This is a genomic window from Lentilactobacillus raoultii (assembly GCF_900411375.1).
Classification (GTDB): Bacteria; Bacillota; Bacilli; order Lactobacillales; family Lactobacillaceae; genus Lentilactobacillus; species Lentilactobacillus raoultii.
The window spans coordinates 20060-44882 of record NZ_LS422991.1 but is presented as its reverse complement, the minus strand read 5'-3'; the positions used below and the strand labels follow the sequence as shown (position 1 = coordinate 44882).

Here is a 24823-nt window from a genome sequence, read left to right as displayed (position 1 = left end):
TAATTTTATCCGTAATTAGGGGGATGGAAGTAATGGAGCTTACGGAAAAAAGTCGCAAATGGTTTGTGGCGACGCTACTGTTGGGGACTTTCACAATGTCGATCAGTCAATCCTCTCTTTCGACTGCTTATCCGACATTTATGCGTTATTTTAATCTGCCGGCCAGTACGATTGCTTGGCTGACAACGGGATTCATGCTGATCATGTCGGTTGTAATGCCATTGTCGCCGTGGTTGATGGATAATTTTAAATTTAAGCCGCTATATTTAACGCTGTTAATTAATTTTGTGATCGGGACTCTAATCGTTATTTTTGCGCCTAACTTTCCAATTATGATGATTGGCCGGTTGATGGAAGGCTTTAGTGTTGGTGTCTTATTTCCTTCTTACCAATCAATTATTTTGGAAATCACACCGCAAAATCAACGGGGAGCGATGATGGGGACCGTTGGACTGGTTATGGGCTCAGCGTTAGCGGTGGGCCCAATTATTTCCGGGGTCATTTTACAAGTGATGAACTGGCAAGCAATTTTTGGCTTCTTTTTAGTCGTCCTGTCAATTGTCTTCTTACTAGCGTTGAAGACAGTTGTCAGCCCGCTAAAAACGAAAAAGACCGGGTTTGATTTTATCTCGGTCTTCATGTCACTTGGAATTATTGGCCTGCTGTACTTTATCAACGAAGCTTCTCATATGACAGCCGGTAATTATTCGAATTGGATTATTTTGATTGTATCGTTGGTACTGCTGGCTTTATTTGTTCGCCGACAATTGAAGATGTCCAAGCCATTGTTGAGATTGGATATTTTGAAAATCGGGAATTTTGATCTTGGGGTTGCCCTAACCTCGTTGTCCTATATGTCATTAATTACGGTGACCATTATTATGCCACTTTATTATCAACAGGCTTTAGGGATGTCGCCCTTCTGGTCAGGAATGGCTTTGGTACCGGCAGCTGCCTTTCTTTCATGGCTAAACCGCCGAAGCGGCCAATTAGCCGATCGGATTGGATTTAAGCCAGTGATTACAATCGGATTTGGTCTGTTCATCATTGGTTGGGGATTGTTATTATTGCTATCAGGCTTTAGGAGTGTGTTGGTGGCAATTCTGTGTTCAATGATCATTGAGGCAGGAAATGCCTTTGCAATGATGCCGGCAACAACTTTGGGTGCTAACTCTTTATCGAATGATTTGATTCCTCATGGGTCATCGATTATTGCCACTTTCCGGCAAGTTTTAGGATCCACAGCCATTGTTTTAGCAACGGTCATTCTTGGTAATGGTAATTTTAATGCCGTGTTTATTACTTTTTTAGTTATGGAGATCGCAGCATTAGGGTTAGCCTTGATGATTAAAGATACAACAGCGGAGCGTCATTCATATGCGGCCGCTAAAAATGTAAAATAAATAAACTACTTCAAAGAGGACAGCTTGTTTTTCGTTAGAGCCATCGATTGGTTTTTAGCGAAGTCACAAGCTGTTTTTTACTTTGTGAATGAAAAATATTTACATAGTTAGGTTTCCTAATTTTCTGACGAAACACTTGGTTTTGAAAATCACAAAGTATTTTCTTGTAACTGTTTTCAAGTTGTGCTAATCTTTAAATGGATTCAAAATGTTGAACGCATTGGGGTACATAGACAGTGGATATAAGTTTCGAAACTGTCTGAGATTGTGAGACGTTTAAAATCGACTTTAGGAGGAGAATCAAAAGATGGCATATAGAACTGTTAACCCGTACAACAATGAAGTGGTTAAAGAATATCCATTCGCAACTGATGAGCAGTTACAAAAAACATTGGCAACGGCACATGATCTGTATAAGACCATGCGCAAGCAGCCAATCTCAGAACGTGCAAAAATTCTTCATAACATTGCTGCTAAATTACGGGAACATTCGGATGAACTATCAAAAGCTTGTACCATTGATATGGGAAAACTTTATCGTGAGTCAAAGGGCGAAGTTGAGCTGGTAGCGATTATTGCCGACTGGTTTGCGGACCATGGTGAAGAATTACTTAAGCCGGAAAAAGTTAAGACGATTGCGACCGGTGAAGCTGAGATTCGTCATCAATCAACTGGGGTTGTGATGATGGTTGAACCATGGAACTTCCCTTATTATCAGATCATGCGAGTCTTTGCGCCAAACTTTATGGTGGGTAACCCAATGATTTTAAAGCACGCTTCTAATACACCAACGTCAGCTCAGATGTTTGCCGATGTAGTTGCGGAAGCTGGTGCTCCTAAAGGCTCATTAACTAACCTGTTCTTATCTTATGATCAAGTCACTAAAGCTATTGAAGATCCACGGGTTCAAGGCGTTGCGCTAACTGGTTCTGAACGTGGTGGGACTGCTGTTGCTGGTGCTGCTGGTAAGAACCTTAAGAAGAACACGATGGAACTTGGCGGCATGGATCCATTTGTTGTCTTGGGAGATGCCAACATGGATGATGTGAATGACATCGCATGGCGGGCACGTCTCTACAATTGTGGTCAAGTATGTACGTCATCCAAACGGTTCATTGTAATGGATAACGTTTATGATGAATTTGTTGATTCATTGAAGGCACACTTTGCTGCTGTTAAACCAGGTGACCCAATGGATCCTGCAACGACTTTGGCGCCAATGAATACTGAAAAGGCTAAGAATAAGCTTCAGGGACAATTGGATGATGCGATTGCCCATGGTGCTAAGGTGGTTTATGGTAACCAGCCAATTGACTTACCAGGCCAATTCTTTATGCCAACGATCTTAACGGATATTGATAAAGATAATCCGGCTTATAAGACGGAGTTGTTTGGTCCAATTGCCACCGTTTATAAAGTTCACAGCGAACAGGAAGCAATTGATGTTGCCAATGATTCACCTTATGGCTTGGGCGGCATTGTCTTCTCAGGTGATCCTGATCACGGTGCAGAAGTTGCCGGTCAGATTGAAACCGGGATGGTCTTTGTTAACAACTTCATGGTATCGTTGCCTGAATTACCATTTGGTGGTGTCAAATTATCAGGCTATGGCCGTGAAATGAGTCATATTGGTCAAATGGCCTTTGTTAACGAACAGTTAATTGTTAAAGCTGATAAACCTAATATGGGTAATTTGGCTGGTGGCTTAGTGGCCACTGATCCTGAATAGCCAGTTATGTGATTGACTTTGAGAGCAGCTCGTCCGCAGTATCGGGCACTCACACCAGTGTTTTCTTGGTGACTCTTTTCCGATAGTGTGATACCAATCTTTACAGTTATTGATTAGAGTACAAATCCCATTTTCTTAACAGAAACAAAATTCAAAAAAGCAATTAACAGGTTCTACAAACTTGCTAATTGCTTTTTTGAGTCTCTGGAGAATTCTTTAATCGTTTTTGGAATTTGCCTTACGAGGAAGTAATACCCTGAGAAAATCAGCTTTAATTCGGACGGTAATTGGTAATGCCATTGCCGGATCACCATCAATGCGGGTTTTAATGTCGCGAGATGAGAGGTTTTCGATTTGAATTTGTTTGCATTTTAAATACTTGACGCCTCGAGCGTTCTTAAGATTTCCCGATAAGAAAAAGGCGCCATAAGTCATAATTTTTGGCAGTGTAAATTCTTTCAGAATGAAAACGTGCAGAAAATCGTCATCGTAGGTGGCGTCAGGATTAAAGGCGACGTTGCCGCCGACGGAGTTAGTGGTTGTGATCAGAAGAATTTGGGCCCGCAAGGTTTCACTGCGACCGTTAGCGGTTATTTTCAGTTTGTAGGAACGGTTAGTGAATAACTCTTTGAGACCCTTAAACAGGTAGATCAACACCCCAAACCGGCGCTTTTCGTCCTGTTTGACGTTTTGCGAAATATCTGCCAAACGCCCAAGGGTTAAACTGCTGACCATCGGAATATTACCAATCGTTGCCAAGTCGACTTTGGCAGGCTGGCTATCTAGTAGAGTTAAAATAGCTTGGTCCGGATCCAGGGGAAGCTTCAAAGCACGCGCAAAGTTATTGACAGTGCCACCAGGAATGATGCCTAGAGGAATTGAGTTACCAGCCTTCAAGAAGCCTTTGCAAGCGGTATTAATCGAGCCATCACCACCGATCGTGACCAAACAGTCGTGAGTAGTGGTAGCTGAGGCGGCTTGCTGAACAGCTTCTTTTTCGGAGCCGGTAGCAACCACGTCAACGCTTTTGTCAGCTTCGCTTAAAACTCGCTGCGCCTTCTTCGCAATAGCTTCATTGTCGGATTTACCGGCTGTTCCGTTATACATAATCAGATAAGATCGCATAAACTTCCCTCCTTCGAAATTGCCAAGTGTGGCATCTTGAGTTGAAGTTGCTTCACTTATCATTATATCGAACTCGCTGAATTCATTCCTCTTTGGGGATTATTGATAATGACCCGTTCATGACTTGTGAGGTGGCATCAACGGTGGTTGAATCGGTAAAAATCTTGAGAAACTTCATAAAGCTCTCGGCAGTATTTTTTTCATTTAATTCGGCGAGAGGCAGCCAATAGATTTTCCCCTCATCACTTTGTTTTAAGGTGCCAGAAAAATGGGTCGTTTTATATAAAAATCCCAACCGGCGGTAAGCAGGATCCTGATTAAACCATTCAACGGTTCCACAAGCTTCCAAATGGCTGACGGTTAAGCCGGTTTCTTCGTAAACTTCTCGAACCATGGCGTCATATAAGGATTCATTTTTTTCAACGTGTCCCCCTGGAAATGTATGGCCGAATTTCCAGGCGACATCGGTTTTGTCCTCTACCAACACAGATTGAGTTGCCGGATCATAAATCATACACATATTAACCATTTCAATATGCTCTGAGCGCGAATAAGTCACTTGAATGACTCCTTTCTCTTCATTGTTTTTTAATTCATCGAAAAAAGCTGCTCTTGAAATCAGTATACCAGACTTCAAAAGCAGCTTAATGATTGAGAAATAGTTTAATAAATTAGAAGCAAATTTTGTAGTGCGATGTTAATGAAATTGTCAGTGGTCTCTTGGTCCAGGCGTCTTAGGAGCGTTTAGGCCGGCCATTTGCCCTCTGAATTCTTTAGCGTACATATTCATATCGGATTGATAAGCGGCCATGTCGTTACTGATTTCAACGGTGTAGTCGGCTTCTTCACCGTGTTCACCTTTATCCAGGCCCAGCTCTTCTTCCTTACGGTCAACTCGCATTGGCATAATCACGCCAAGCGCTTTGATAATAATGGCAGCTGCGATTGAAACGAAGACAATGGTGACCAGTGTGGCAAAGACCTGCACGCCTAATTGATGCCAGCCGCCGCCGTAAAAGAGGCCGTTGTGGGCAACAATTGGATTGACTGCTTTGGTGGCAAACAAACCGGTAAAGATACTGCCAACGATTCCACTCACTCCGTGACAACCAAAGGCATCGAGGGCATCGTCGACACCAATTCGGTCTTTGAGATAGTTAACGAAGAAGTAGCTGGCAAAGGTGGAAAACATCCCGATCCAAAACGAACCGGCGATGGTGACAAAGCCACAAGCAGGCGTAATGCCAACCAACCCACATAGTGTTCCGGTACAAACGCCTACCAATGTCGGCTTACCGGAAATAATCATATCCAAAATCATCCAAGTGACCATAGCGGTCCCAGTCGACATGGTTGTCGTAATCGTGGCCTGAGCGGCAATGTTATCGACACCCAGTGCGGAACCGGCATTAAAGCCATACCAGCCAATCCACAGAATGGTGGCACCTAGTAAAACCCAAGGCAGATTGTAATGAGTGTGTGGTTTATCGCCAAACTTAATTCGTTTCCCTAAGAAAGCCGATAATACGAAAGCAGTAACCCCGGCATTAATATGAACAACTGTCCCACCAGCAAAGTCAAGGGTTCCTAGTCCGGCTAACAAGCCGTTTGGACTCCAAACCAGATGAACCATTGGGTAGTAAATCAAAATGGACCAGAGAATTAAGAAAACTAGTAAGAAGTTGAATTTGATTCGCCCAACAACCGCCCCGACAAAGAGCGCCGGTGTAATAATGGCAAACATCATTTCAAAAATTGAAAAGATACCTGTGGGAATCTTAGTCGCGGTTAATGCGCCTAATTTGACGCCGTTCATGAAGAAATTGTTGAACGTTCCAATTACGCCGTGGATGTCGCCTTCAAAAGAAAGACTGTAACCAACCATGACCCAGAGCACAATGGCAACTCCGGTCATCACGAACACGGATAACATTGTGTTGACAACGTTGCGTTTTGACACCAGGCCGCCGTAGAAGAAAGCCAGCCCGGGTGTCATGAATAAGACCAAAATACTGGATAAAATCATAAATGACGTATTTGCAGCATTCATAACATCGCTTCCTTTTTATTTAATGTCATAAATTCTAACATCATCAATTGGAATCGTCCAGACGTTGTTAGAATGGTTCTTAACCAATTTTTAGACTCTTAAAAATGGAAACGATCTCAAAAGCCCGTAATCTAGTGATTTTTGAAAAACAAAAAAGTTGAAAAATATTTTGGCCACTGACCGTTAGATGTTATAAAACATTACAAACATAATAAAAAAAGGCTATTCAATCAGAGTTGAATAACCTTTTAATCATTATTAAGCTTCACTGACGGCATCCTCAATTGGGGTTGCGCCGTCGCTCATCGGCAAAATTTTACCAATGGTGTTATCACTTTTAACGATTTGAGCTAGTACGTTGGCAACGTTTTCGATACTATTGTCGTGATTGGTATACTCGCCCAAACTGACTTTGCCGGTACCCGGCGTTTCGGTTAACGCGGTTGGTTGCAGAATGGTGTAATCAAGGGTGGTATTTTTGATTAACCAGAGATCGGCAAAATGCTTGGCAATCAAGTAATTGGCCAATGGTGATGGATCATCGCCGCTAAACGCATCCGGCGTTAGGGAATCTCTGGAACTCAGCATGACAAACCGCTCAATCCCTTTTTTAGCGGCTTCGATCATCACTTTAACGGCACCGTTCAAGTCAACCTGCAAGAGATCTCGGCCACCAGAGCCGGCAGCAAAAATCAGTGCATCGGCTTCCGGTAGCTCGGCTAACAGGTCGGCCTTCGTATCATGTAAATCGATTTTAAATGGTTTAACGTTGGCAGCCTTCATAATAGCTTCCGGTTTCCTGGCGCCCGCTAAAATTTGATCATTTTTATCTTCGGCTAATTTAGCCACTAATTTTTGACCAACTCGGCCGGTGGCACCAATAACGATAATTTTCATGATGTTCCTCCTTTAAACTTCTTTTTCAGTTTCCTGAGATCACTCAACAAACCAAAAGAGGCTCTTTTAAGGATGAGTGATTTAGCAAATTCAAGCTTAATTTAAAAATTAAACTCGAATTCTTGACCTGTGTCAATTATTTTAAATCAAAATCCTCATATACTCAATGTATCATATCAAGGAGGCAACGACACGTGAAATTTCAACGATTTATTAATCAACATACAAATCAGATAACGGCAGTGACTGCGGGCCTGATTGGCATTGGCTTGCTGGGTGGGGTAATGCAGATGACCTGGTTATATCAAATTGCGTTTATCCTGGCATCCCTTATCTCAGCGGTCCCAATTGTCCTGCGGGCAGTCTCGGCGCTTCGCTTTAAAACCATCAGCATTGAACTATTAGTCAGCATTGCCGTTGTGGGAGCCTTTATCATTGGTGAGTACAACGAATCGGCCATCGTCACTTTTCTGTTCTTATTTGGGACGTTTTTGGAAAATAAAACGTTGGCTAAAACCCGACATTCAATTAAAGATCTGACGGAAATGGCCCCCACCACGGCTTTGGTCCTTGATCAAGCCGGTCATCCAACGGAAACGGATGTTGATTTTGTTGACGTTGGGGATGTTGTCCTCGTTAAAACGGGGGCGCAAGTGCCGGTTGACGGTCAAATTGTTTCGGGAACCGTTTACGTTAACGAGGCCAGTATCACTGGTGAATCCAAGCCGGTTGTCAAAGCTGTTGGTGATCAAGTCTATTCAGGTACTATCTTGGATAATGGGACTCTCAAGGTGAAAGCCACCAAGGTTGGTGAGGATACCACTTTTGGTAAAATCGTTGACCTGGTTGAAGAGGCCCAGGACACCAAATCACCAGCCGAAAAATTCATTGATCGCTTTGCGACTTACTACACACCGGCTGTTTTGGTGATTGCGGTATTGGTTGGCGTGATCTTCGCTGATTTCAAGTTGGCAATCACGGTCTTGGTACTTGGCTGCCCGGGTGCGTTGGTCATTGGGGCCCCGGTTTCAAACGTCGCTGGAATTGGTAATGGCGCCAAGCATGGTGTCTTGGTTAAGGGTGGCGATGTCATGAATACCCTGAGTCACGTGGAAACGGTTATTTTTGACAAAACCGGGACCTTAACGGAAGGTAAACCGGCAGTGACAACTGCTTACCATTACGTTGATGATCAATCTGGTCTGTCATTGGCAGCAGCGGTTGAAGCCCAATCCGATCACCCATTGGCACGGGCCATGGTAGGGTTTGCCGACCATCAGCAGCTTGATTTTGCGACGTTGCCGGTAACATCAAGTCAGACGATAAAGGGCCGTGGGATGAGTGCTCAGGTCAATCAAAAACAGGTGCTGATTGGTAATCAACAGTTGATGGTTGATCATGGCATCCACTTGTCTGCTAAACAAACGGCAGATTTACGAAAAATTCAGCAGCGGGGGAGTTCTTCGGTGATTGTAGCAGTTGATCAGCGGGTTTACTTGATTCTTGGTATTTCGGATGTCATTCGAAATGGTGTCAAGGAAAGCTTGGCTCAGCTGAAGAAACTGGGGGTTAAGAAAACGGTGATGCTGACGGGCGATAATCAGCTCACAGCTCAGGCGGTTGGTAATCAGCTGCAACTTGATGACGTGCATGCGGACCTCTTACCAGAGGAAAAGGTTGCTTACGTAAAACAGCTGCAACATGCTGGGCAAACTGTCGCCTTTGTCGGAGATGGCATTAATGATAGTCCATCACTGGCTACCGCGGATATTGGCATTGCAATGGGCAGCGGCACAGATGTCGCGGTTGAAACCTCGGATGTGGTATTGATGTCTTCCGGATTTGACGAGTTGGTTCATGCTTTTGGGTTGGCTAAGAAGACGGTGCTCAACACCAAAGAAAACATTGTGATTGCCGTTGGAACGGTTGCGTTACTGCTGATTGGGCTGATTGCCGGATACATTTATATGGCCAGTGGGATGTTGGTTCACGAAGCTAGTATCCTGGTCGTGATCTTCAACGCAATGCGACTGATTCGTTATCAAACAAAATCGCTAAAACTTGATGTAGATCAAGTAACCGAAAAGCAAATCAAGTTATCGTAATCGTAGATAGAAAAATGGAGGTCTTAAAAATGACAAAAGCAATTTTACAATTAGATGCCTTGGCATGCCCATCATGCATGCAGAAGATTCAGGGGGCCTTGGCAAAGCAGCCCGGAGTTGAAACGGTTAAAGTTCTCTTTAATGCTGCGAAGGTTAAAGCGGATTTCGACGCTGATCAGGTTTCAGCCGATCAGTTATCAAAGACGGTCACTGAGTTGGGATACGACGTAAAATCAGTTAAAGTGAAGTAAGGGGAAAATTAAAATGACAACTGAAACACCAGAAAAATTATATCAAGCAGAAGTTAAACAGGCTGACATTGATCATCACACGCCGACAGCCGGCGCAATGACTGGCCACATTGTTGCCAACCTAGTCGTCTTGGCCGATAAATTGCAACAGACCAAGTGGTATCTCAAAGGGCTTCATGCGGCGGCTCTAAAACAGGTGATGGCTGACTTGCTTCAGCAGGCGTATCGCCAAAAGGACGACTTGGGCACCGTGTTAATCGATGAAGACTTGTTAACGCCAACTACTCAAAAAGAGTTTACCGAGTATGCAATGTTGCGGGAAAAAGGTCAAAATAAGTATCAAACAGCCGAGTGGTTAATTAATGAGTTGGTGCACGATTATGACACCTCAAATTTATTTGTTACCCGGGCAATTAAGTTAGCAGAAAAGGAAGATCGACCGGTTTTAGCTCAACATTTGACAACTCTCCTAGGTGAAAATAATCATCAGATTGCTTCTTTACAAGCACTCTTAGGGCGGACACCGCGCGAAGGCTTGGATGAAGAGGACGATGATTAAGTTAGGACGGTTGGGATGCAAAGGGACCCGCAACTTTGGAATGAGTTGCGGGCCCTTTTTGACAGATTGATTACCTGAGTTTATATTCGATAGTAAAAATGGTGACAATGGCAATGAACACGATCAGGCTTAGGTTAAGCCAATTTGGAATTGAAATGAGATAGTTGAGCACCGTGAAGAAAACAAAATAAGGTAGTGTCAGCTCGTAGCCAATTTTTTGAGCATGTTCCCAGTTTTCTTTAGATTTGTACGCCGAGGGGGTTCGAAAGCCAACGAAATGTGAAACTTGAGTGGAATCGAATCTAAAAAAGATATAATTAACGACGGTTATGATCAGAAGAACTAAGAAGATTATGCGCATATGAATCCCCCCTCTAAATACCGGAAAATTGCTAGAATTATTTCAAAAGATATTCTCCGAGAAAATACACAATCAAGGAGTTTTGTAGAGTCACAATGATGACCAAAGATGTTTTTAATGGCAATTTCTTAGAACTTATTGAGTAGCATTTACCAGACCTTTAGTAACAATCTGCGTATTAATTGAATCTGTGAAATAAGCTCCTACTATAACTAAAGTGACAGCAGCGATAGCATCCACCACACCTACGACAGCATTGACCGCATATGCAATATTTTCAACCTTTGCGATAGTGCTAAATGAGATTTTACCACCTCTTTTGTCCTCGGTATTCGTAATGAAAGACTCAGCTTTTTTATTACCATTAACCAGAAGCAAGTGCTTATAATAATTTTCGTTATACTTCTCTCCCTCGTAAACTAATTTTTGGGCAGCAAGATAGTCTTTGTGATAAAAAGCTTTCTTTAACTCTTTAAAATAGGCAGGGTTCTTTTTATAAACGAGCGTGTCAAGCTTCTTTTGATAGTCTTTTCGTCCATTCAAAGTTGATTTTTGATTTTTCTGAATGAAAATTTGATTTTTTAAGCCGTCCGATAAATGATGCGCAAAAGCACCGGTATCACTAGTGAATCCAGCATATAACTGTTCGCCAGAGTATTCTCTTTTAGCTGAACTTGTACTCTTTGGGATAATAATTCCAGTGAATAGAATAAAGGATAAGGCAGCAATTAAAACAGATTTTAAAATTTTCATCTTAATTTTCCTCCTTTGAATGTGGAGAAGATTTGATAGTTGATAATTTGAGAGCTTTCAAGTGAGTTCGTAATTCGTAGAGATCTGTCTTTAGAGGTACCAGGTACAGGACTAATGCGCCTATCATAACTAGTGAGAATGAAAAAAGACCAATTATAATAGCAAACATCAGATGCATGAAAAATCCCAATAAGAAAAAGTATTTCCATTTTCCAACCGGCGCTAAGAAGGATAACATTAATAAGCATTCGGCAATAAGAGTCCCCCACGTTGGAATGATGACCAATTTGCTGTTTAAAATGAAGTCGAACATTTTATGAAAAATGTTAGGCATGCTGATGAGATAGTTGTTGAAATAGTAATACAGAGAAGTACCATCGAGCCATTCTTTTACAGATAGTTTTTGAATAAAAGCATCTGCATAAATGACAAAGACTTGGAATCTTAGCGCCCAGTAAAACATTAAGCCGATTATTTTAAAATAATCTCGAAGATCGTTTTCGTTTGGGGATACTTGAAGCCAAGCGTTTTTTCTGAAATCAGTCACTGCTATCGGGATTAAAAGAAGCGTGATGACAACGGCTACCTGTTCGCCACCATCAATGGTAGTCATTGAATTTTGAACGCTAAAGGCGACCCAATAATGAAGTAATCCTGTAATTTGGGGGAAATAACCACTGATTACTGCTAGGAGAATCAGGATACAAACTGTTTTCCCCATAACTAATCCGACCGAGTTGAAACCTAAAATATGGAAAATTGAAAATGGTGAACTTGTTTCGTTAGATAATGCTATTGGGTATGGAAAAAGAGTTGTTATCTTGTTAAAAATTAGGGTTAATAGCAGCGATAAAGCAATTAAAGATCTCGCCAAACTATAAACCGGCGTCCAAGGGTTGAATTTTGATAGATACTTTGAAAATGAAACGCTTTGTGCGCTAATCCAATCTTTGACCATGAATATCGCCTTCTTTATTTCAGAATGTTTAGATAAACGTATTTTTTCATAATATGCTTATTTGAGTATTCATTTGCATATGCCCACGGAATGATTTCTTGATAGGATAATTTATACTTTCCATGAAGAAATTTTGTGCGGCTTGGATTCTTTATTGATAGATATAAATGTTTCCCTCGGTTCTTTTGGGAACCTCTTTGCCATTTATTTTTGGGGATCAAACTTGAGATACTGCCAATTTCAATTCCTTCAGTACGCCCATATCGATTAAATCCGGAGAAATCATGGCTGTTTAACATTGGCCAGTAGACTTTATTTGATTTATTTCCAACTGGTTGTAAGTCGATAGCTTCATCTAAAGGATTTTTAGTGAAAAATCCCCAACCTTGTGGGAAAACATTAGAAACGGTTAGTTTTGTTGTTAGAGGTAGGTTTAATGCTGTTGAGGGAATTGCGCACAGTAAAGCGATTCCAAGCATTCCAAAGACAACTACAAATGTGAGAATTGCAAATAATAATTTTCGCATAAAAAACCGCCCCCCTGCTATTGCTACTTGCCAATTTTGCATGAATCGTTGTTGCAATTGTTAACGGGTACCATGCGTCTATTTTTAGCAATGAGTTTATACAGCCACTTGCCGAAGCCAAAGATGATTGAGAGCTTTATGAAAGCGCTTAAAATTCTTAGCGAAGGGATGACCAAAGTGAGCTCATAAATAGCATTTATACCAGTTGAAAAGTGATGATTTTGTTCGTTATAAACGTACATTTCTTTTGACATAAGTTCTTCTGAAAAAGGTAAAAAAGCATTGTTTCGAATTCCAATGAAGTCAATATTCTGATTATGATCTAATTTCTTCAACTTCTTTTGAATTTTAATGCATAACGAGCATTCGTTATCATAATAAGCAATTATACGAGTCATTTTTAGCACCTCCTTATATTGTGACTACATTATAATCTTCAAACAATAATAGTCTAGTAAATGATCTTTAAAATTGAAATTAAAAATGCAATTATTCTGCGTGAAAATGGATTTATAATCTCTCTAACAAATAAATAGTTAAGGTTCTCTTTAATGCTGCAAAAGTTAAAGTGGATTTCGACGCTGATCAGGTTTCAACCGATCAGTTATCAAAGACGGTCACTGAGTTAGGATACGACGTGAAATCGGTCAAAGTGAAGTAAGAGGGAAATTAAAATGACAACTGAAACACCGGAAAATTATATCAAGCAGAAGTTAAGCAGGCTGACATTGATCATCACACGCCGACAGCCGGAGCCATGACTGGCCACATTGTTGCCAACCTGGTCGTCTTGGCCGATAAATTACAACAGACAAAGTGGTATCTCAAAGGGCTTCGTCGGCGGCTTTAAAACAGGTGATGGCGGGCTTACTTCAGCAGGCGTATCGCCAAAAGGATGAGTTAGGGACTGTGTTAATCGATGAAGACTTATTAACGCCCACTACTCAAAAAGAGTTTGCTGAGTATGCAATGCTACAGGAAAAAGGACAAAATAAGTATCAAACAGCTGAGTGGTTAATTAACGAATTAGTGCATGATTATGACACTTCAAATTTGTTCGTTACCCGAGCAATTAAGTTAGCAGAAAAGGAAGATCGGCCAGTTTTAGCTCAACATTTGATAACTCTCCTAGGTGAAAATAATCACCAAATTGCTTCATTACAAGCACTTTTGGGGCGGACACCGCGCGAAGGCTTGGATGAAGAGGATGATGATTAAGTTAGACATTAAAATGGGCTATTGGGATGCAAAGGGGCCTACAACTTCGGATTGAGTTGCAAGCCCTTTTTGATAGGTTAATTACCTGAGTTTATATTCAATAGTGACAAGTACGATAACGGTGATGAAAGCTACAAAGCTTGAGTCCAGCCAATTAGGGATTAAGATAAAATAGTTAAGAATAGCGAAAAGTACGCAAAAGAAGAACATCAGCTCGTAGCCAATTTTTTGAGCGTGTTCCCAGTTCTCCTTAGATTTATAAGCAGATGGCGTGCGAAAGCCAACGAAGAATTGGACTTGGGCAGAATCGAATCTAAAGAAGAGATAATCGACGGCGAAAATAATGAGGAGGAACAGAAAGATTACTTGCATATTAATTGCCCCCCTTTGGGATAGTAAGCGCTTATTTATTAACCTTTTGACCAATGTAGATAACAGTGATTGAGATCAAAATGATCAGCAAACCGAAATTTAGCCAAGCAGGTATTTTGATCAAATAGTTAAGAATAATTAAGACGGCAAGAGAAAGTAATATAATGCTGTAACCGGCAGTTTGACCTCGGCTCCAGTCCTCTTGGGAATGGAAAACAAACGGCATTCGAAATCCGACAAATCGAGAAATTCTGTAGGGGAGAAATTTAAAAATGAGGTATGTGATGGTTAAAGCCACAAAGAGGATCACGAAAAGTGAACGCATGTCGATACCCCCATTCCTTTGAACGACATTAATCAGTAAAAGCTATCAGGTGCTTCTTGAAATGGTGCTTATAGTATAATCCTCAATTGGTAATAGTCCAGTAAAAGAACGCAGAATCTGATAAAAAAGTTGGCTGAAATAATGAAGGAATCAAGCCTAATGTTATTGCTTGCTGATTAGCTTGTTAGCGGTTAATTGTTTGAATATCGTTTTGAACACTTTTTTTCTACTCACACGTATTATACGTGTTACAATGATTTTGTGGGGTGGTATCTTGCACATGCCTATGACACAAAAGCAAGGGGTTGGGCTGCTTTAGCCGGCTTTCTTTGCGCATCGAAAGGAGCGTCAACATGTATATCGCATATCCTGCTTTGTTTTATTATGATTCTGAAGAGTCGATTAAATATTATGTTTACTTTCCTGATTTTGGCTCGTCTGGCACTCAAGGAACCAATGTTGCGGATGCTATGAAAATGGCGGCTGATTGGTTGGGGATTGTAGCAGCGGATTATTTAGACAATGGTCATGAATTGCCGGCTTCTTCGAATTTAAATGATGTTTCATTGGCTAATGACAATCCCTTCAAACAAGAGCCGGATTTCACGTTGACGTACGATCCAAACCGTTCGTTTAAATCAATGGTTCCCGTTGATTTAGAGAAATATTTGAATAATAATAAGCCGGTTAAAAAGACCTTAACGATTCCTAAATGGGCTGATACCATGGGTAAAAAGAAAAAAGTTAATTTCTCAAAATTACTCACCGAGGCAATTTCAAAGGCTAACTGATTTAAGTCTAAAAGTAAAAACTAAACATTGACGATGGCCCTTAAAAAATGGGGCTTTTTTGGTGTAGGAACAGCCACAAACCTCAATAGTAAAAACTGGTTTATGGGCAATTAATTTATTGAGCTTTTTGTTTTACTAATTGGTTAATAAGTATATTATGAAGTCATCTTGAAAAGCGGCAATTAGGGTTGGACAAATGGTTCTTTTTAAGCAGAGGAAAGCGGGAAATCCAAATGAGAAATTTATTATTATCATTGGCTGGATTTTGTTTCTTAATCTTCATTGTTTTGTTTACGGCAGCACTATTCAGCAATAAAACAGTCGTTGTTATTGGCTACAATCGGCCATAAGGCGTAATCGGCTGGTCGTTTGTGTTGGCAATCATTTTGTTTGGCTGTTCATTTATTTTTCGAAAAAACCATAAGTAATTTCAAACCAACTATTCTAAATTGATTAATGCTAAGAAAAAACAACCGATCACAAGTCCTCGTTAGACGATTTGGTGATCGGTTGTTTTAGTTAACTTGGATTAGTTGCTAAATGATTAAGAAGTTTACCAGAGATATTCGACCGGATTCTTGATGTACTTATCATAGACATCTTTCACAATGGCCATTTGTTCGTCAGTTAATGCTGGTAAATCAGCTGCCGTTGTATTCCGTTCGATTTGGGTTGGATTGCTGGCACCAGGGATGACCGCAGAAACCGCATCATACATTAAAATATACCGCAAGGCCAGCGCTGCAAGGTTATCAGTACCCAACCGTTCCTTTAACTCATTGGCTGCCTTGACGCCGGTTAGGTAATCCACACCGGAGAAAGTTTCTCCCTTATCAAAGAGTTGACCATTTCGATTGGTTGTTCGATGATCTTCGGGGGCGAATTTTGTATCTGCGGTGTATTTACCGGTAAGCAGGCCACTTGCCAATGGTACTCGAGCCAAAATACCAATGTTATTTTTCTTGGCTAAATCAAAGAACAACTCAGCTGGGCGCAAACGGAACATGTTGAAGATAATTTCAACCGCTGAAATGCCATAGGACATGGCTTTGATTGCCTCTTCAACTCGTTCAACACTGACACCGTAATGCTTGATTTTGCCGGCCTTTTTTAACTGATCCAGTGTAAAAAAGGTTTCCGGCATATAGTAAACGCTCATTGGCGGACAATGCAGTAAGACACAATCCAAGGCATCCACGCCCATATTTTTCAAGGAGTCGTCAACGTAACGGGTTAAGTGGTCCGGATTGAAATGTTCGGCGCTGAGTGGTTCTTCTTTGCGGCCGATTTTGGTTGTAAAATGAACGTCCGGATGGCTTTTAACAAACTCACCAACGGCTTGCTCACTCTTACCACCTTGATAGCCGTCTGCGGTATCAAAGAAATTAACCCCGCGATCGTAAGCTTCCGAAAGGGTGTCATGAGCATCTTTTTCGTCAAATGGGGTTCCCCACTTACCGCCAAGTTGCCAAGTCCCGAGAGAAACTTCACTGATCTTAAAGTTGGTTTTACCAAATGTTCGATATTCCATCTGTTTGGTCCTTTCTATGTCTAAGAGTATAATCACAATAACTGTTATTTCTAGAATACAATAGTTTGATTAAAGGAGATTTAAAATGCCATATTCCATTGGAGAAGCCGCTAAAAAGACCGGCCTGAGTATCTACACCCTTCGTTATTACGATAATGAGGGCTTAACGCCTTCGGTTTCCAGAAACGCTTCCGGTAGACGTCAATTCACCAACCACGATCTGGAGTTCATTAATTTGATCACTTGTTTGAAACAAACCGGGATGACAATTAATGAAATCAAACAGTTTGTTTCGATGACGATGGCGGGCGATGACACGTTGGCAATGAGACTGGCATTGTTTAAAAAACAGCAGGAAAAGGTTGTGTCGCAAATCGCCCAGCTGCAAAGCCACCTTGACCGGATTAATTACAAGGTCGATTTTTTCACAAAATGTGTTGAAGTAGGCACTGAGGCCGGTGTTGACGGCAATTGCGATATTCCTGGTTATCCGATTACGGTTTTACCAGGATACAGCATTAAGAATCATTAACCAAACCAACACTAATAGTGTACAACCTCTAGTTAACTGGAGGACAAGCCTTTTTTCTTTTAAAGTAATCTGAATGGGTCATCATCAGAGTTCAATCTGACGATGGCCTTTTTTAGTATGATTGCTAATTCAGTAAAATCCGAACAATTAAATTAAAGTTACAAAGTGAGTTCGTTTTTCAACTAAATATGCCGACTCGGTTATTATTTAGATAAATTGAATATCGTGCCAGCTTAGTTTGACTAGCCAAATCCGAACAATCGCCCACAATATAAAATAAATATTGAGAATTTACAGCAAAACACGAACTTTGGGTATTGACTTCCATATCAATGTTAAGTATTATTTAGACACAAAATAATTTAAAAGGTGAGTGGTTAAGATGGCAAGTGTCGTTGGCGTGGCAATGGGATCGATTTCGGATTGGCCAACAATGAAGTTGGCATGTCAGCAATTGGATAAATTGGGAATTGGCTACGAAAAGCACGTGATTTCGGCCCATCGAATGCCGGATGAGCTCCAAGCATTTGGTAAATCAGCCCGAAATAAAGGCTTAAAAGCGATCATTGCGGGTGCTGGTGGTGCAGCTCATTTGCCAGGAATGATCGCTGCCAATACGACATTGCCGGTAATTGGTGTTCCAATCAAAACCCGAACATTAAACGGCGTTGATTCATTACTTTCAATTGTTCAAATGCCGTTTGGGGCGCCAGTTGCAACCGTCAGCATCGGTGAATCAGGTGCCAAGAATGCGGCGCTGCTGGCAGCCCAAATTTTGGGAATTAATGACAAGACCATTCACCAAAAACTTTTAGATTTGAAACATGAACAACGAGTGGAGGCTAAAAACAGTGAGCAGCAATTTGATTAAAACTATTTTACCGCCGGCAACGATTGGGATTGTTGGTGGCGGTCAATTAGGCCAAATGATGGCGCTGATTGCCAAATCAATGGGCTATCGGGTCGGCATTCTTGACCCAACTCCCAACGCACCGGCCGGTCAGGTCGCTGATTTTCAAATTGTCGCTGATTATGACGATGTCACCTCACTAATGAAGTTGGCTGATAAAAGCGATGTTTTAACTTATGAATTTGAAAACGTTGATGAACAGGCATTGTTAAAAGCTAAGCAGGTGACTGAATTGCCCCAGGGTGTCAACCTGTTGCATATCACCGGCGAACGGTTAAACGAGAAGAATTTTCTCAAAGATGCCGGGATTCCGGTCACCAACTTTGCGGCAGTTTCAGATGAAGCCTCAATGCGGGCTGCCGTTGCCAAAGTTGGGTATCCGGCGATCCTCAAAACGGTCTCTGGCGGCTATGATGGTCATGGTCAGTTAGACATCAATGGCCCGGAAGATGTTGACAAAGCAGCCGCCCTTTACACCAAGACGCAATGTATTCTTGAGGCGCGTCAGAAATTTATCGCTGAAGCCTCGGTGATGGTCACCCGGGATCTCAATGGAAAAGTGATTACCTTCCCGCTGGTTGAAAATCGTCACAAAAATCATATTTTACACACAACCATTGCCCCAGGGCAGTTTTCTAAAACCATTCATCAAAAGGCCCACGATTACGCGGAGATAATTGCTAAACAGCTTGATTTGTACGGGGTGCTGGGCATCGAACTCTTTGTCATTGATGAGACTGATTTGATGGTTAACGAACTGGCACCGCGGCCACATAACTCCGGTCACTACACAATTGAAGCCTGCAACATTTCCCAGTTTGAAGCGCATATTCGAAGCATCTGTGGCTTACCGATTCCACCAATTACTCAGGAAAAGCCGGCAGTCATGCGAAACCTGTTGGGTACCGATTTAACGCTTGCCAGAAATTTACTGAAAGAACATCCGGAATGGCACTTTCACGATTATGGCAAAGCAGAAATTCGACCCCAACGTAAAATGGGTCACGTCACCGTGCTGGGTGATGACATTGATCAACTACTAAAATCAACAGACATGCTAAAGGGAGAAAATTAAAATGACTGAAATTGCAGATATCGAAAAGAAAGCTTTAGTTTACAAAGGCAAAGCAAAGGAAATGTTCGCCACCAACGACCCGGAAATTATGTGGGTCCACTATATGGATCAGGTCACGGCTTTTAATGGTAAGAAAAAGGTTCAAATGCAGGGTAAGGGTCAAACCAACTGTGAAATCTCGTCGTTGATTTTCACGGATTTAGCCAAGCACGGGATTGAAAACCACTTTATCAAGCAGTTGGATGCAAATAATCAATTGGTAAAGCGGGTTAAGATCATCCCGTTGGAAACCGTCGTTCGTAACTTTGCTTCTGGCAGCTTTGAAAAACGCTATGGCGTCAAACATTTAATGAAATTTGAAAAGCCGGTCACCGAATTCTTTTATAAGAGTGACGAACTTGACGATCCCTTCATTAATGATTTTGATGCCGAGGCCTTGAACGTGGCGACTGAAGCCCAAATGAAGCGAATTCGAGAAATTGCGTTAAAAGTCAATGACCGCTTAAAGGAAATCTTTGCTGAAATGAACGTTGATTTGGTTGATTTCAAGCTTGAATTTGGCACCACCAATGATGGTCGGTTGATTTTAGCCGACGAGATTTCACCAGACAGTTGCCGGTTGATTGACCGCGACACCCAAAAGTCTCTTGACAAAGACGTCTTTAGAAAGGGCCTGGGTGCCTTGGTGCCAGTCTACAAGGAGTTGCTCGGTCGTTTGGAAAAAGTGGAGGATGTTCAATAATGGCATTGGTAAAAGTGTACGTCAACTATAAAAAATCAATTCTTAATCCTGAAGCTCAGGCCATCCAAAATGCACTTGGCCGATTGGGATATGACAATATTAACGATCTCAAGCTAGGCAAATACTTTGAAATTAAAGTGGCGGATGGCCTTTCCCATGATGAGTTAGATAAAGAGATTAACGAAATTTGTGACAAGCTATTAGCCAATTACAACATGGAAAACTACCGTTATGAAATTGTTGAAACGGAGGCCGCTCAATGAAATTTGCAGTTTTGGCATTTCCCGGCTCCAACTGTGAAATGGATCTGTATGACGCAATTGCCGACATTATGAAGGAAGAAGTTGAACTGGTTTCTTATAAGGAAACCTCACTGGCTGGATTTGACGCTGCTTTAATTCCCGGCGGCTTTTCCTACGGTGACTATTTACGTAGCGGCGCAATCGCCCGCTTTTCACCAATTATTCCGGCTTTGCGGGAATTTGCCAAAAGTGGCAAGCCGGTTTTGGGGATTTGCAACGGGTTCCAGATTTTGACAGAAGCCGGCTTATTACCCGGAAGCCTGCAGAAGAATGTTTCAGCGAAGTTTATTTGTCAGACTGAACCGCTAGTGGTTAACAATGCTGACTCAATGTTTTCTTCTGAGTTTAAATTAGCCCAAATCATTAATTTACCCATTGCGCATGGGGATGGGAATTACTACTGTGATCAGGAAACCTTGGCTCAATTAATTGCCAATGATCAGATTATTTTTAAATATCGGCAGAATCCAAATGGCAGTGTTGCCGACATTGCCGGGATTACCAATCGAGCCGGTAACGTGCTGGGAATGATGCCCCATCCTGAACGGGCCGTTGAAGCCATTTTGGGATCCGATGACGGAGTTGGAATTTTTCAATCAATTGTAAACCATGTCAAAAGTCGAGGAGTAGTCGCTCATGGATAAAGTTATCAGTCAACCGGTTGAAGCAACGCCGGCACAAATCAGAGATCAAAAGCTTTACCAGTCAATGGGGCTTTCGGATCATGAGTATCACTTAATTAAGGATGAGGTCCTGCATCGTTTGCCAAACTATACCGAAGTTGGCCTCTTTTCCGGGATGTGGAGTGAACACTGTTCCTATAAAAACTCTAAACCGGTTTTGAAAAAGTTTTATACCAAAGGTGAACACGTCGTCAAAGGTCCTGGCGAAGGTGCCGGCATTATTGATATTGGTGATAATCAGGGTGTCGTGTTCAAAGCTGAAAGTCATAACCATCCTTCTGCAGTTGAACCTTTTCAAGGAGCAACGACCGGTGTTGGTGGCATTCTCCGGGATATTTTCTCAATGGGTGCTCGACCAATTGCCTGCTTGGACAGCTTGCGATTTAGCGAGCCTAAAACCAATGAGGAGCGTTACTTTATTTCTCAGATTGTGGCGGGGATTAGTTCTTATGGCAACTGCATTGGCGTGCCAACCGTTGGTGGTGACACCACGTTTGATGAAGCCTATGCGCATAATCCGTTAGTCAACGTAATGTGCGTTGGCTTAATGGATCTCGATAAAATTGAGGTTGGCGCAGCCGCCGGTGTTGGCAACAGTATCGTTTACGTCGGTGCCAAAACTGGGCGTGACGGAATCAACGGCGCTTCGTTTGCCTCGTCCCAGTTTGATTCTGAACATGAAAGTCAGCGCTCAGCCGTTCAAGTCGGCGATCCGTTTACCGAAAAACTGGTGATGGAAGCTTGCTTGGACGTCATTAATCACCATGCGGACGCATTGGTCGGTATTCAAGACATGGGCGCTGCCGGGTTGGTTTCATCATCTGCTGAAATGGGCTCCAAAGCTGGTGGTAACGGGATGGTGCTGGACTTGGATCTGGTACCGCAACGGGAAGCCAATATGACACCGTTTGAATTGATGTTGTCAGAATCTCAGGAAAGAATGCTGCTGTGTGTCAAAGCCGGTCACGAAGGTGAAGTTCTTAAAGTGTTCGCGGATCACGGGGTGGCGGCTGTCGTAATTGGTCACGTGACTGAAGGCGATCGTTATCAATTAAAGCAACACGGTCAATTGGTGGCAGATGTGCCGGTTGACTCGTTGGCAAGTCAGGCGCCGGTTTATCATCGTGAATCAGCGATGCCCGAACACTTGAAAACGGCTGAACCCAGCCAGTTTCAACCTGAAATTAAAAATCCAACCACGACTTTAAAACAGATGTTATCGCAGCTGACAATTGCGTCAAAAGAAAGCATTTACCGGACCTATGATACCCAGGTTCAAACCAATACGGTGGTTGCACCGGGATCGGATGCTGCGGTTATCAGAGTTCGTCATTATGACAAGGCATTGGCGATCACCACGGATGTCAACGGTCGCTACCTCTACTTGAACCCGAAAATTGGGGGCCAGATGGCGGTGGCTGAAGCAGCCCGCAATATTGTGGCGTCGGGCGCTGTACCACTTGGCATAACCGACTGCTTAAACTTTGGTAATCCTGAAAAGCCCGATCAGTTCTATGAATTGGATCAGGCAGTAATGGGGATGAGTGAGGCCTGCGAAAAGTTTAAGACACCGGTGATTTCAGGAAACGTTTCACTAAATAATGAATATGACAACGTGCCAATTTATCCAACGCCGATGGTTGGCATGGTTGGCTTGATCAAGGGTTTGAACCACGTGACAACGCAAGACTTCAAACAAGCTGGCGATTTGGTTTACGTGATTGGCGAAACGACCGATGGCTTTAACGGCTCACAGATTCAAAAAATGCAAACTGGTCAAATTTCCGGTCAGTTGTTTGACTTCGATTTGGATTATGAAGCGCAGATTCAACACTTGGTGACGGCTGCCATTCAAAACAACCTGGTTGCCAGTGCCCATGATATTTCTGAAGGTGGGCTGATCACGGCAATTGCTGAAAGTACTTTTGGCCATCAGCTGGGAGTTCAATTAGCCAGTGACCTGAGCGTTGCCCGATTCTTCTCGGAAAATCAATCACGATTTGTTCTGTCAATTGCACCTGAAAATCAGGCAGCCTTTGAAAAATTAATGGATCAAAATGCCAATTATCTGGGAAAAGTGACGGATGATCATCACCTAATTGTTTCAGCGGCTGACGGTAACTTTGATTTAGACGTTGAGGAAGGGCTTAAGCTTTGGAAGGGAGCACTGCCATGCAGTCTGAAGTAAAAAGTTTAAATGAAGAATGTGGCATCTTCGGCGTTTGGGGAACCCCGGATGCCGCCCGGTTAACCTATATCGGGTTATTTGCCCTTCAACACCGTGGACAGGAAGGCGCCGGAATTACGGTTAATCATGACGGTGAATTACGGACCAAGCGGGGCTTTGGCTTGTTGACGGATGTGTTTGATTCACCCAATGCAGTGGCTGATCTTGATGGTCAGGCCGCCATTGGCCACGTCCGTTATTCAACTGCCGGCAGTAATTTATTGGAAAATATCCAGCCCTTACCGTTTAACTTTAGTGATACCCAGTTTGCTTTAGCTCACAACGGCAACCTGACCAATGCGATTTCAATTCGAAAGCAGCTGGAAGATCGGGGCGCCATTTATCATTCCAGTTCGGATACCGAAAACTTAATGCATTTAATCCGACTGAGCCAAGCACCTGACTTGGATGATCAAGTAAAGGAAGCCCTCAACATTATCAAAGGGGGCTTTGCCTACCTGGTAATGACCAAAGATCGGTTGTATGCCGCACTTGATCCAAACGGTTTTCGACCACTGGTAGTGGGGCAACTGCCGAATGGTGCATATATTGTTTGCAGTGAAACCTGTGCGTTGGACGCGGTAGGAGCCGAGTTCAAATTCGACGTTCAACCTGGCCAGTTAATTAAAATTGACGATAGCGGGATTACGATTGATCAATATACCACTGAGACGCAACTATCGATTTGTTCCATGGAATTTATTTACTTTGCCCGACCGGATTCTGATATTTACGGGGTTAACGTTCACTCGGCTCGAAAGCGGATGGGCGAATTATTGGCCAAGGAACAACCCGCTGACGCTGACATTGTCACCGGCGTACCAAACTCATCACTTTCAGCGGCGATGGGCTATGCCGAAGCGGCCGGCTTACCTTATGAAATGGGGCTGGTTAAGAACCAGTATTCTGCCAGAACCTTTATTGAGCCGACCCAAGAGTTGCGTGAACAGGGCGTGAATATGAAATTGTCGGCAGTTAAGGGCGTTGTTAAAGGAAAACGAGTCGTTTTGGTGGATGATTCAATTGTCCGGGGAACGACCAGCCGCCGGATTGTTAAATTACTTAAGGATGCCGGCGCGGCTTCAGTTCATTTACGGATTGCCTCGCCGCCGCTTCGTTACCCGTGCTTTTACGGCATTGATATTCAACACGTTAGCGAACTAATTGCGGCCAACCACAGCATTGAAGAAATGCGGCAAATCTTTGATGCTGACTCGTTGGGCTTTCTGAGTGTTGAAAGCTTGATTAAAGCTGTCAATTTGAAAACCATCGCACCTAATCAAGGCCTTTGCGTGGCTTACTTTGATGGCAAATATCCAACCCCATTGTACGATTATCAAAAAGAATATGATCGTGATCAGGCACAGTTACACGCTGCCAAAATGAGATGAGAGGGA

At 42.5% G+C, this 24823-nt stretch carries 26 protein-coding genes and 2 pseudogenes; 16 read left to right on the top strand and 12 right to left on the bottom strand.

Going from position 1 to position 24823, the window contains the following annotated elements:
• Positions 1 to 32: 32 nt before the first annotated feature.
• Positions 33 to 1403: an MFS transporter gene (locus tag ED605_RS09425; protein ID WP_121978651.1), complete on the top strand. Its 1371-nt coding sequence runs from the start codon at positions 33 to 35 to the stop codon at positions 1401 to 1403.
• A 307-nt stretch (positions 1404 to 1710) separates the two neighbouring features.
• On the top strand, positions 1711 to 3132 hold the full coding sequence (locus ED605_RS09420) for an NAD-dependent succinate-semialdehyde dehydrogenase (protein ID WP_121978650.1): 1422 nt from the start codon (positions 1711 to 1713) through the stop codon (positions 3130 to 3132).
• 216 nt (positions 3133 to 3348) lie between these two features.
• On the opposite strand, the gene ED605_RS09415 is transcribed toward ED605_RS09420, so the two are convergent.
• The 4 genes from ED605_RS09415 to ED605_RS09400 form a co-directional block, all read right to left on the bottom strand.
• Entirely contained in the window at positions 3349 to 4257 is a 909-nt protein-coding gene (locus ED605_RS09415) for a diacylglycerol/lipid kinase family protein (RefSeq protein ID WP_121978649.1), read from the bottom strand.
• A gap of 82 nt (positions 4258 to 4339) precedes the next feature.
• On the bottom strand, positions 4340 to 4816 hold the full coding sequence (locus tag ED605_RS09410) for an 8-oxo-dGTP diphosphatase (protein ID WP_121978648.1): 477 nt from the start codon (positions 4814 to 4816) through the stop codon (positions 4340 to 4342).
• 150 nt (positions 4817 to 4966) lie between these two features.
• On the bottom strand, positions 4967 to 6307 hold the full coding sequence (locus tag ED605_RS09405; RefSeq protein WP_121978647.1) for an ammonium transporter: 1341 nt from the start codon (positions 6305 to 6307) through the stop codon (positions 4967 to 4969).
• 258 nt (positions 6308 to 6565) lie between these two features.
• A complete protein-coding gene (locus ED605_RS09400; RefSeq protein WP_121978646.1) occupies positions 6566 to 7204 on the bottom strand; it encodes an NAD(P)H-binding protein in 639 nt (212 codons plus the stop codon).
• 194 nt (positions 7205 to 7398) lie between these two features.
• Here ED605_RS09400 and ED605_RS09395 point away from each other — a divergent pair, with 194 nt between their 5' ends.
• Genes ED605_RS09395 through ED605_RS09385 form a run of 3 tightly spaced genes read left to right on the top strand, consistent with a single transcriptional unit; the run spans position 7399 to position 10119 of the window.
• Complete coding sequence (locus ED605_RS09395) at positions 7399 to 9309, top strand: heavy metal translocating P-type ATPase (protein WP_121978645.1); 1911 nt, start codon at positions 7399 to 7401, stop codon at positions 9307 to 9309.
• A 29-nt stretch (positions 9310 to 9338) separates the two neighbouring features.
• Entirely contained in the window at positions 9339 to 9560 is a 222-nt protein-coding gene (locus ED605_RS09390; RefSeq protein WP_121978644.1) for a heavy-metal-associated domain-containing protein, read from the top strand.
• 13 nt (positions 9561 to 9573) lie between these two features.
• Positions 9574 to 10119: a ferritin-like domain-containing protein gene (locus ED605_RS09385; protein ID WP_121978643.1), complete on the top strand. Its 546-nt coding sequence runs from the start codon at positions 9574 to 9576 to the stop codon at positions 10117 to 10119.
• 70 nt (positions 10120 to 10189) lie between these two features.
• Here the strand turns inward: ED605_RS09385 and ED605_RS15035 are convergent, their stop codons facing one another.
• The 5 genes from ED605_RS15035 to ED605_RS09360 form a co-directional block, all read right to left on the bottom strand.
• The gene (locus tag ED605_RS15035; RefSeq protein WP_121978642.1) at positions 10190 to 10480 is read right to left on the bottom strand and encodes an SdpI family protein; all 291 of its coding nucleotides are present in this window, start codon (positions 10478 to 10480) and stop codon (positions 10190 to 10192) included.
• Between the two features lie 135 nt (positions 10481 to 10615).
• Positions 10616 to 11233 (bottom strand): sporulation delaying protein family toxin, encoded by a 618-nt coding sequence (locus ED605_RS09375; RefSeq protein WP_121978641.1) that lies wholly within the window; start codon positions 11231 to 11233, stop codon positions 10616 to 10618.
• A gap of 1 nt (position 11234) precedes the next feature.
• Positions 11235 to 12191: a sporulation-delaying protein SdpB family protein gene (locus ED605_RS09370; RefSeq protein ID WP_121978640.1), complete on the bottom strand. Its 957-nt coding sequence runs from the start codon at positions 12189 to 12191 to the stop codon at positions 11235 to 11237.
• Between the two features lie 14 nt (positions 12192 to 12205).
• Positions 12206 to 12718 carry an SdpA family antimicrobial peptide system protein gene (locus ED605_RS09365; RefSeq protein ID WP_162919788.1) on the bottom strand — a complete coding sequence of 171 codons (513 nt, stop codon included), beginning with the start codon at positions 12716 to 12718 and terminating at the stop codon, positions 12206 to 12208.
• Positions 12719 to 12741: 23 nt separating this feature from the next.
• Positions 12742 to 13116, bottom strand: coding sequence for a DCC1-like thiol-disulfide oxidoreductase family protein (locus tag ED605_RS09360; RefSeq protein ID WP_121978638.1), 375 nt, complete (start codon positions 13114 to 13116; stop codon positions 12742 to 12744).
• A 137-nt stretch (positions 13117 to 13253) separates the two neighbouring features.
• Here ED605_RS09360 and ED605_RS14775 point away from each other — a divergent pair.
• Both ED605_RS14775 and ED605_RS09350 read left to right on the top strand, forming a co-directional pair.
• Positions 13254 to 13379 (top strand): annotated as a pseudogene (locus ED605_RS14775) (heavy-metal-associated domain-containing protein); the annotation flags it as partial.
• Positions 13380 to 13392: 13 nt separating this feature from the next.
• A pseudogene (locus ED605_RS09350) lies at positions 13393 to 13936 on the top strand (ferritin-like domain-containing protein).
• 81 nt (positions 13937 to 14017) lie between these two features.
• Here the strand turns inward: ED605_RS09350 and ED605_RS09345 are convergent.
• Together ED605_RS09345 and ED605_RS15030 are read right to left on the bottom strand one after the other, a co-directional pair.
• A complete protein-coding gene (locus ED605_RS09345; protein ID WP_121978636.1) occupies positions 14018 to 14308 on the bottom strand; it encodes an SdpI family protein in 291 nt (96 codons plus the stop codon).
• Between the two features lie 31 nt (positions 14309 to 14339).
• Entirely contained in the window at positions 14340 to 14633 is a 294-nt protein-coding gene (locus ED605_RS15030) for an SdpI family protein (RefSeq protein WP_121978635.1), read from the bottom strand.
• Between the two features lie 353 nt (positions 14634 to 14986).
• Between ED605_RS15030 and ED605_RS09335 the strand changes: the two genes are divergently transcribed.
• Positions 14987 to 15424, top strand: a complete 438-nt coding sequence (locus tag ED605_RS09335) for a type II toxin-antitoxin system HicB family antitoxin (RefSeq protein ID WP_121978634.1) — start codon at positions 14987 to 14989, stop codon at positions 15422 to 15424.
• Between the two features lie 553 nt (positions 15425 to 15977).
• Here ED605_RS09335 and ED605_RS09325 read toward each other — a convergent pair.
• A complete protein-coding gene (locus ED605_RS09325; protein WP_121978633.1) occupies positions 15978 to 16955 on the bottom strand; it encodes an aldo/keto reductase in 978 nt (325 codons plus the stop codon).
• 85 nt (positions 16956 to 17040) lie between these two features.
• On the opposite strand from ED605_RS09325, the gene ED605_RS09320 reads away from it, so the two are divergent.
• From ED605_RS09320 to purF, 8 genes are all read left to right on the top strand, one after another.
• A complete protein-coding gene (locus ED605_RS09320) occupies positions 17041 to 17487 on the top strand; it encodes a MerR family transcriptional regulator (RefSeq protein WP_121978632.1) in 447 nt (148 codons plus the stop codon).
• A gap of 382 nt (positions 17488 to 17869) precedes the next feature.
• A complete protein-coding gene (purE, locus tag ED605_RS09315; RefSeq protein WP_121978631.1) occupies positions 17870 to 18358 on the top strand; it encodes a 5-(carboxyamino)imidazole ribonucleotide mutase in 489 nt (162 codons plus the stop codon).
• Positions 18339 to 19472, top strand: a complete 1134-nt coding sequence (purK, locus tag ED605_RS09310; RefSeq protein ID WP_121978630.1) for a 5-(carboxyamino)imidazole ribonucleotide synthase — start codon at positions 18339 to 18341, stop codon at positions 19470 to 19472. The genes purE and purK overlap by 20 nt, the downstream gene beginning before the upstream one ends.
• 1 nt (position 19473) lies before the next feature.
• Positions 19474 to 20214, top strand: a complete 741-nt coding sequence (gene purC / locus ED605_RS09305) for a phosphoribosylaminoimidazolesuccinocarboxamide synthase (RefSeq protein ID WP_121978629.1) — start codon at positions 19474 to 19476, stop codon at positions 20212 to 20214.
• Positions 20214 to 20477 carry a phosphoribosylformylglycinamidine synthase subunit PurS gene (gene purS, locus ED605_RS09300; RefSeq protein ID WP_121978628.1) on the top strand — a complete coding sequence of 88 codons (264 nt, stop codon included), beginning with the start codon at positions 20214 to 20216 and terminating at the stop codon, positions 20475 to 20477. The genes purC and purS overlap by 1 nt, the downstream gene beginning before the upstream one ends.
• The gene (purQ, locus tag ED605_RS09295) at positions 20474 to 21160 is read left to right on the top strand and encodes a phosphoribosylformylglycinamidine synthase subunit PurQ (RefSeq protein ID WP_121978627.1); all 687 of its coding nucleotides are present in this window, start codon (positions 20474 to 20476) and stop codon (positions 21158 to 21160) included. The genes purS and purQ overlap by 4 nt, the downstream gene beginning before the upstream one ends.
• On the top strand, positions 21153 to 23387 hold the full coding sequence (purL, locus tag ED605_RS09290) for a phosphoribosylformylglycinamidine synthase subunit PurL (RefSeq protein ID WP_121978626.1): 2235 nt from the start codon (positions 21153 to 21155) through the stop codon (positions 23385 to 23387). Before purQ ends, purL begins: the two co-directional genes overlap by 8 nt.
• Entirely contained in the window at positions 23372 to 24817 is a 1446-nt protein-coding gene (gene purF / locus ED605_RS09285) for an amidophosphoribosyltransferase (protein WP_121978625.1), read from the top strand. The genes purL and purF overlap by 16 nt, the downstream gene beginning before the upstream one ends.
• Positions 24818 to 24823: the final 6 nt, after the last annotated feature.

Coding starts and splice junctions, on each gene's coding strand:
- ED605_RS09425 (WP_121978651.1), top strand. CDS start 33: ATGGAGCTTACGGAAAAAAGTCGCAAATGGTTTGTGGCGACGCTACTG.
- ED605_RS09420 (WP_121978650.1), top strand. CDS start 1,711: ATGGCATATAGAACTGTTAACCCGTACAACAATGAAGTGGTTAAAGAA.
- ED605_RS09415 (WP_121978649.1), bottom strand. CDS start 4,257: ATGCGATCTTATCTGATTATGTATAACGGAACAGCCGGTAAATCCGAC.
- ED605_RS09405 (WP_121978647.1), bottom strand. CDS start 6,307: ATGAATGCTGCAAATACGTCATTTATGATTTTATCCAGTATTTTGGTC.
- ED605_RS09400 (WP_121978646.1), bottom strand. CDS start 7,204: ATGAAAATTATCGTTATTGGTGCCACCGGCCGAGTTGGTCAAAAATTA.
- ED605_RS09390 (WP_121978644.1), top strand. CDS start 9,339: ATGACAAAAGCAATTTTACAATTAGATGCCTTGGCATGCCCATCATGC.
- ED605_RS09385 (WP_121978643.1), top strand. CDS start 9,574: ATGACAACTGAAACACCAGAAAAATTATATCAAGCAGAAGTTAAACAG.
- ED605_RS15035 (WP_121978642.1), bottom strand. CDS start 10,480: ATGCGCATAATCTTCTTAGTTCTTCTGATCATAACCGTCGTTAATTAT.
- ED605_RS09375 (WP_121978641.1), bottom strand. CDS start 11,233: ATGAAAATTTTAAAATCTGTTTTAATTGCTGCCTTATCCTTTATTCTA.
- ED605_RS09370 (WP_121978640.1), bottom strand. CDS start 12,191: ATGGTCAAAGATTGGATTAGCGCACAAAGCGTTTCATTTTCAAAGTAT.
- ED605_RS09365 (WP_162919788.1), bottom strand. CDS start 12,718: ATGCGAAAATTATTATTTGCAATTCTCACATTTGTAGTTGTCTTTGGA.
- ED605_RS09360 (WP_121978638.1), bottom strand. CDS start 13,116: ATGACTCGTATAATTGCTTATTATGATAACGAATGCTCGTTATGCATT.
- ED605_RS09345 (WP_121978636.1), bottom strand. CDS start 14,308: ATGCAAGTAATCTTTCTGTTCCTCCTCATTATTTTCGCCGTCGATTAT.
- ED605_RS15030 (WP_121978635.1), bottom strand. CDS start 14,633: ATGCGTTCACTTTTCGTGATCCTCTTTGTGGCTTTAACCATCACATAC.
- ED605_RS09335 (WP_121978634.1), top strand. CDS start 14,987: ATGTATATCGCATATCCTGCTTTGTTTTATTATGATTCTGAAGAGTCG.
- ED605_RS09325 (WP_121978633.1), bottom strand. CDS start 16,955: ATGGAATATCGAACATTTGGTAAAACCAACTTTAAGATCAGTGAAGTT.
- ED605_RS09320 (WP_121978632.1), top strand. CDS start 17,041: ATGCCATATTCCATTGGAGAAGCCGCTAAAAAGACCGGCCTGAGTATC.
- purE (WP_121978631.1), top strand. CDS start 17,870: ATGGCAAGTGTCGTTGGCGTGGCAATGGGATCGATTTCGGATTGGCCA.
- purC (WP_121978629.1), top strand. CDS start 19,474: ATGACTGAAATTGCAGATATCGAAAAGAAAGCTTTAGTTTACAAAGGC.
- purS (WP_121978628.1), top strand. CDS start 20,214: ATGGCATTGGTAAAAGTGTACGTCAACTATAAAAAATCAATTCTTAAT.
- purQ (WP_121978627.1), top strand. CDS start 20,474: ATGAAATTTGCAGTTTTGGCATTTCCCGGCTCCAACTGTGAAATGGAT.
- purL (WP_121978626.1), top strand. CDS start 21,153: ATGGATAAAGTTATCAGTCAACCGGTTGAAGCAACGCCGGCACAAATC.
- purF (WP_121978625.1), top strand. CDS start 23,372: ATGCAGTCTGAAGTAAAAAGTTTAAATGAAGAATGTGGCATCTTCGGC.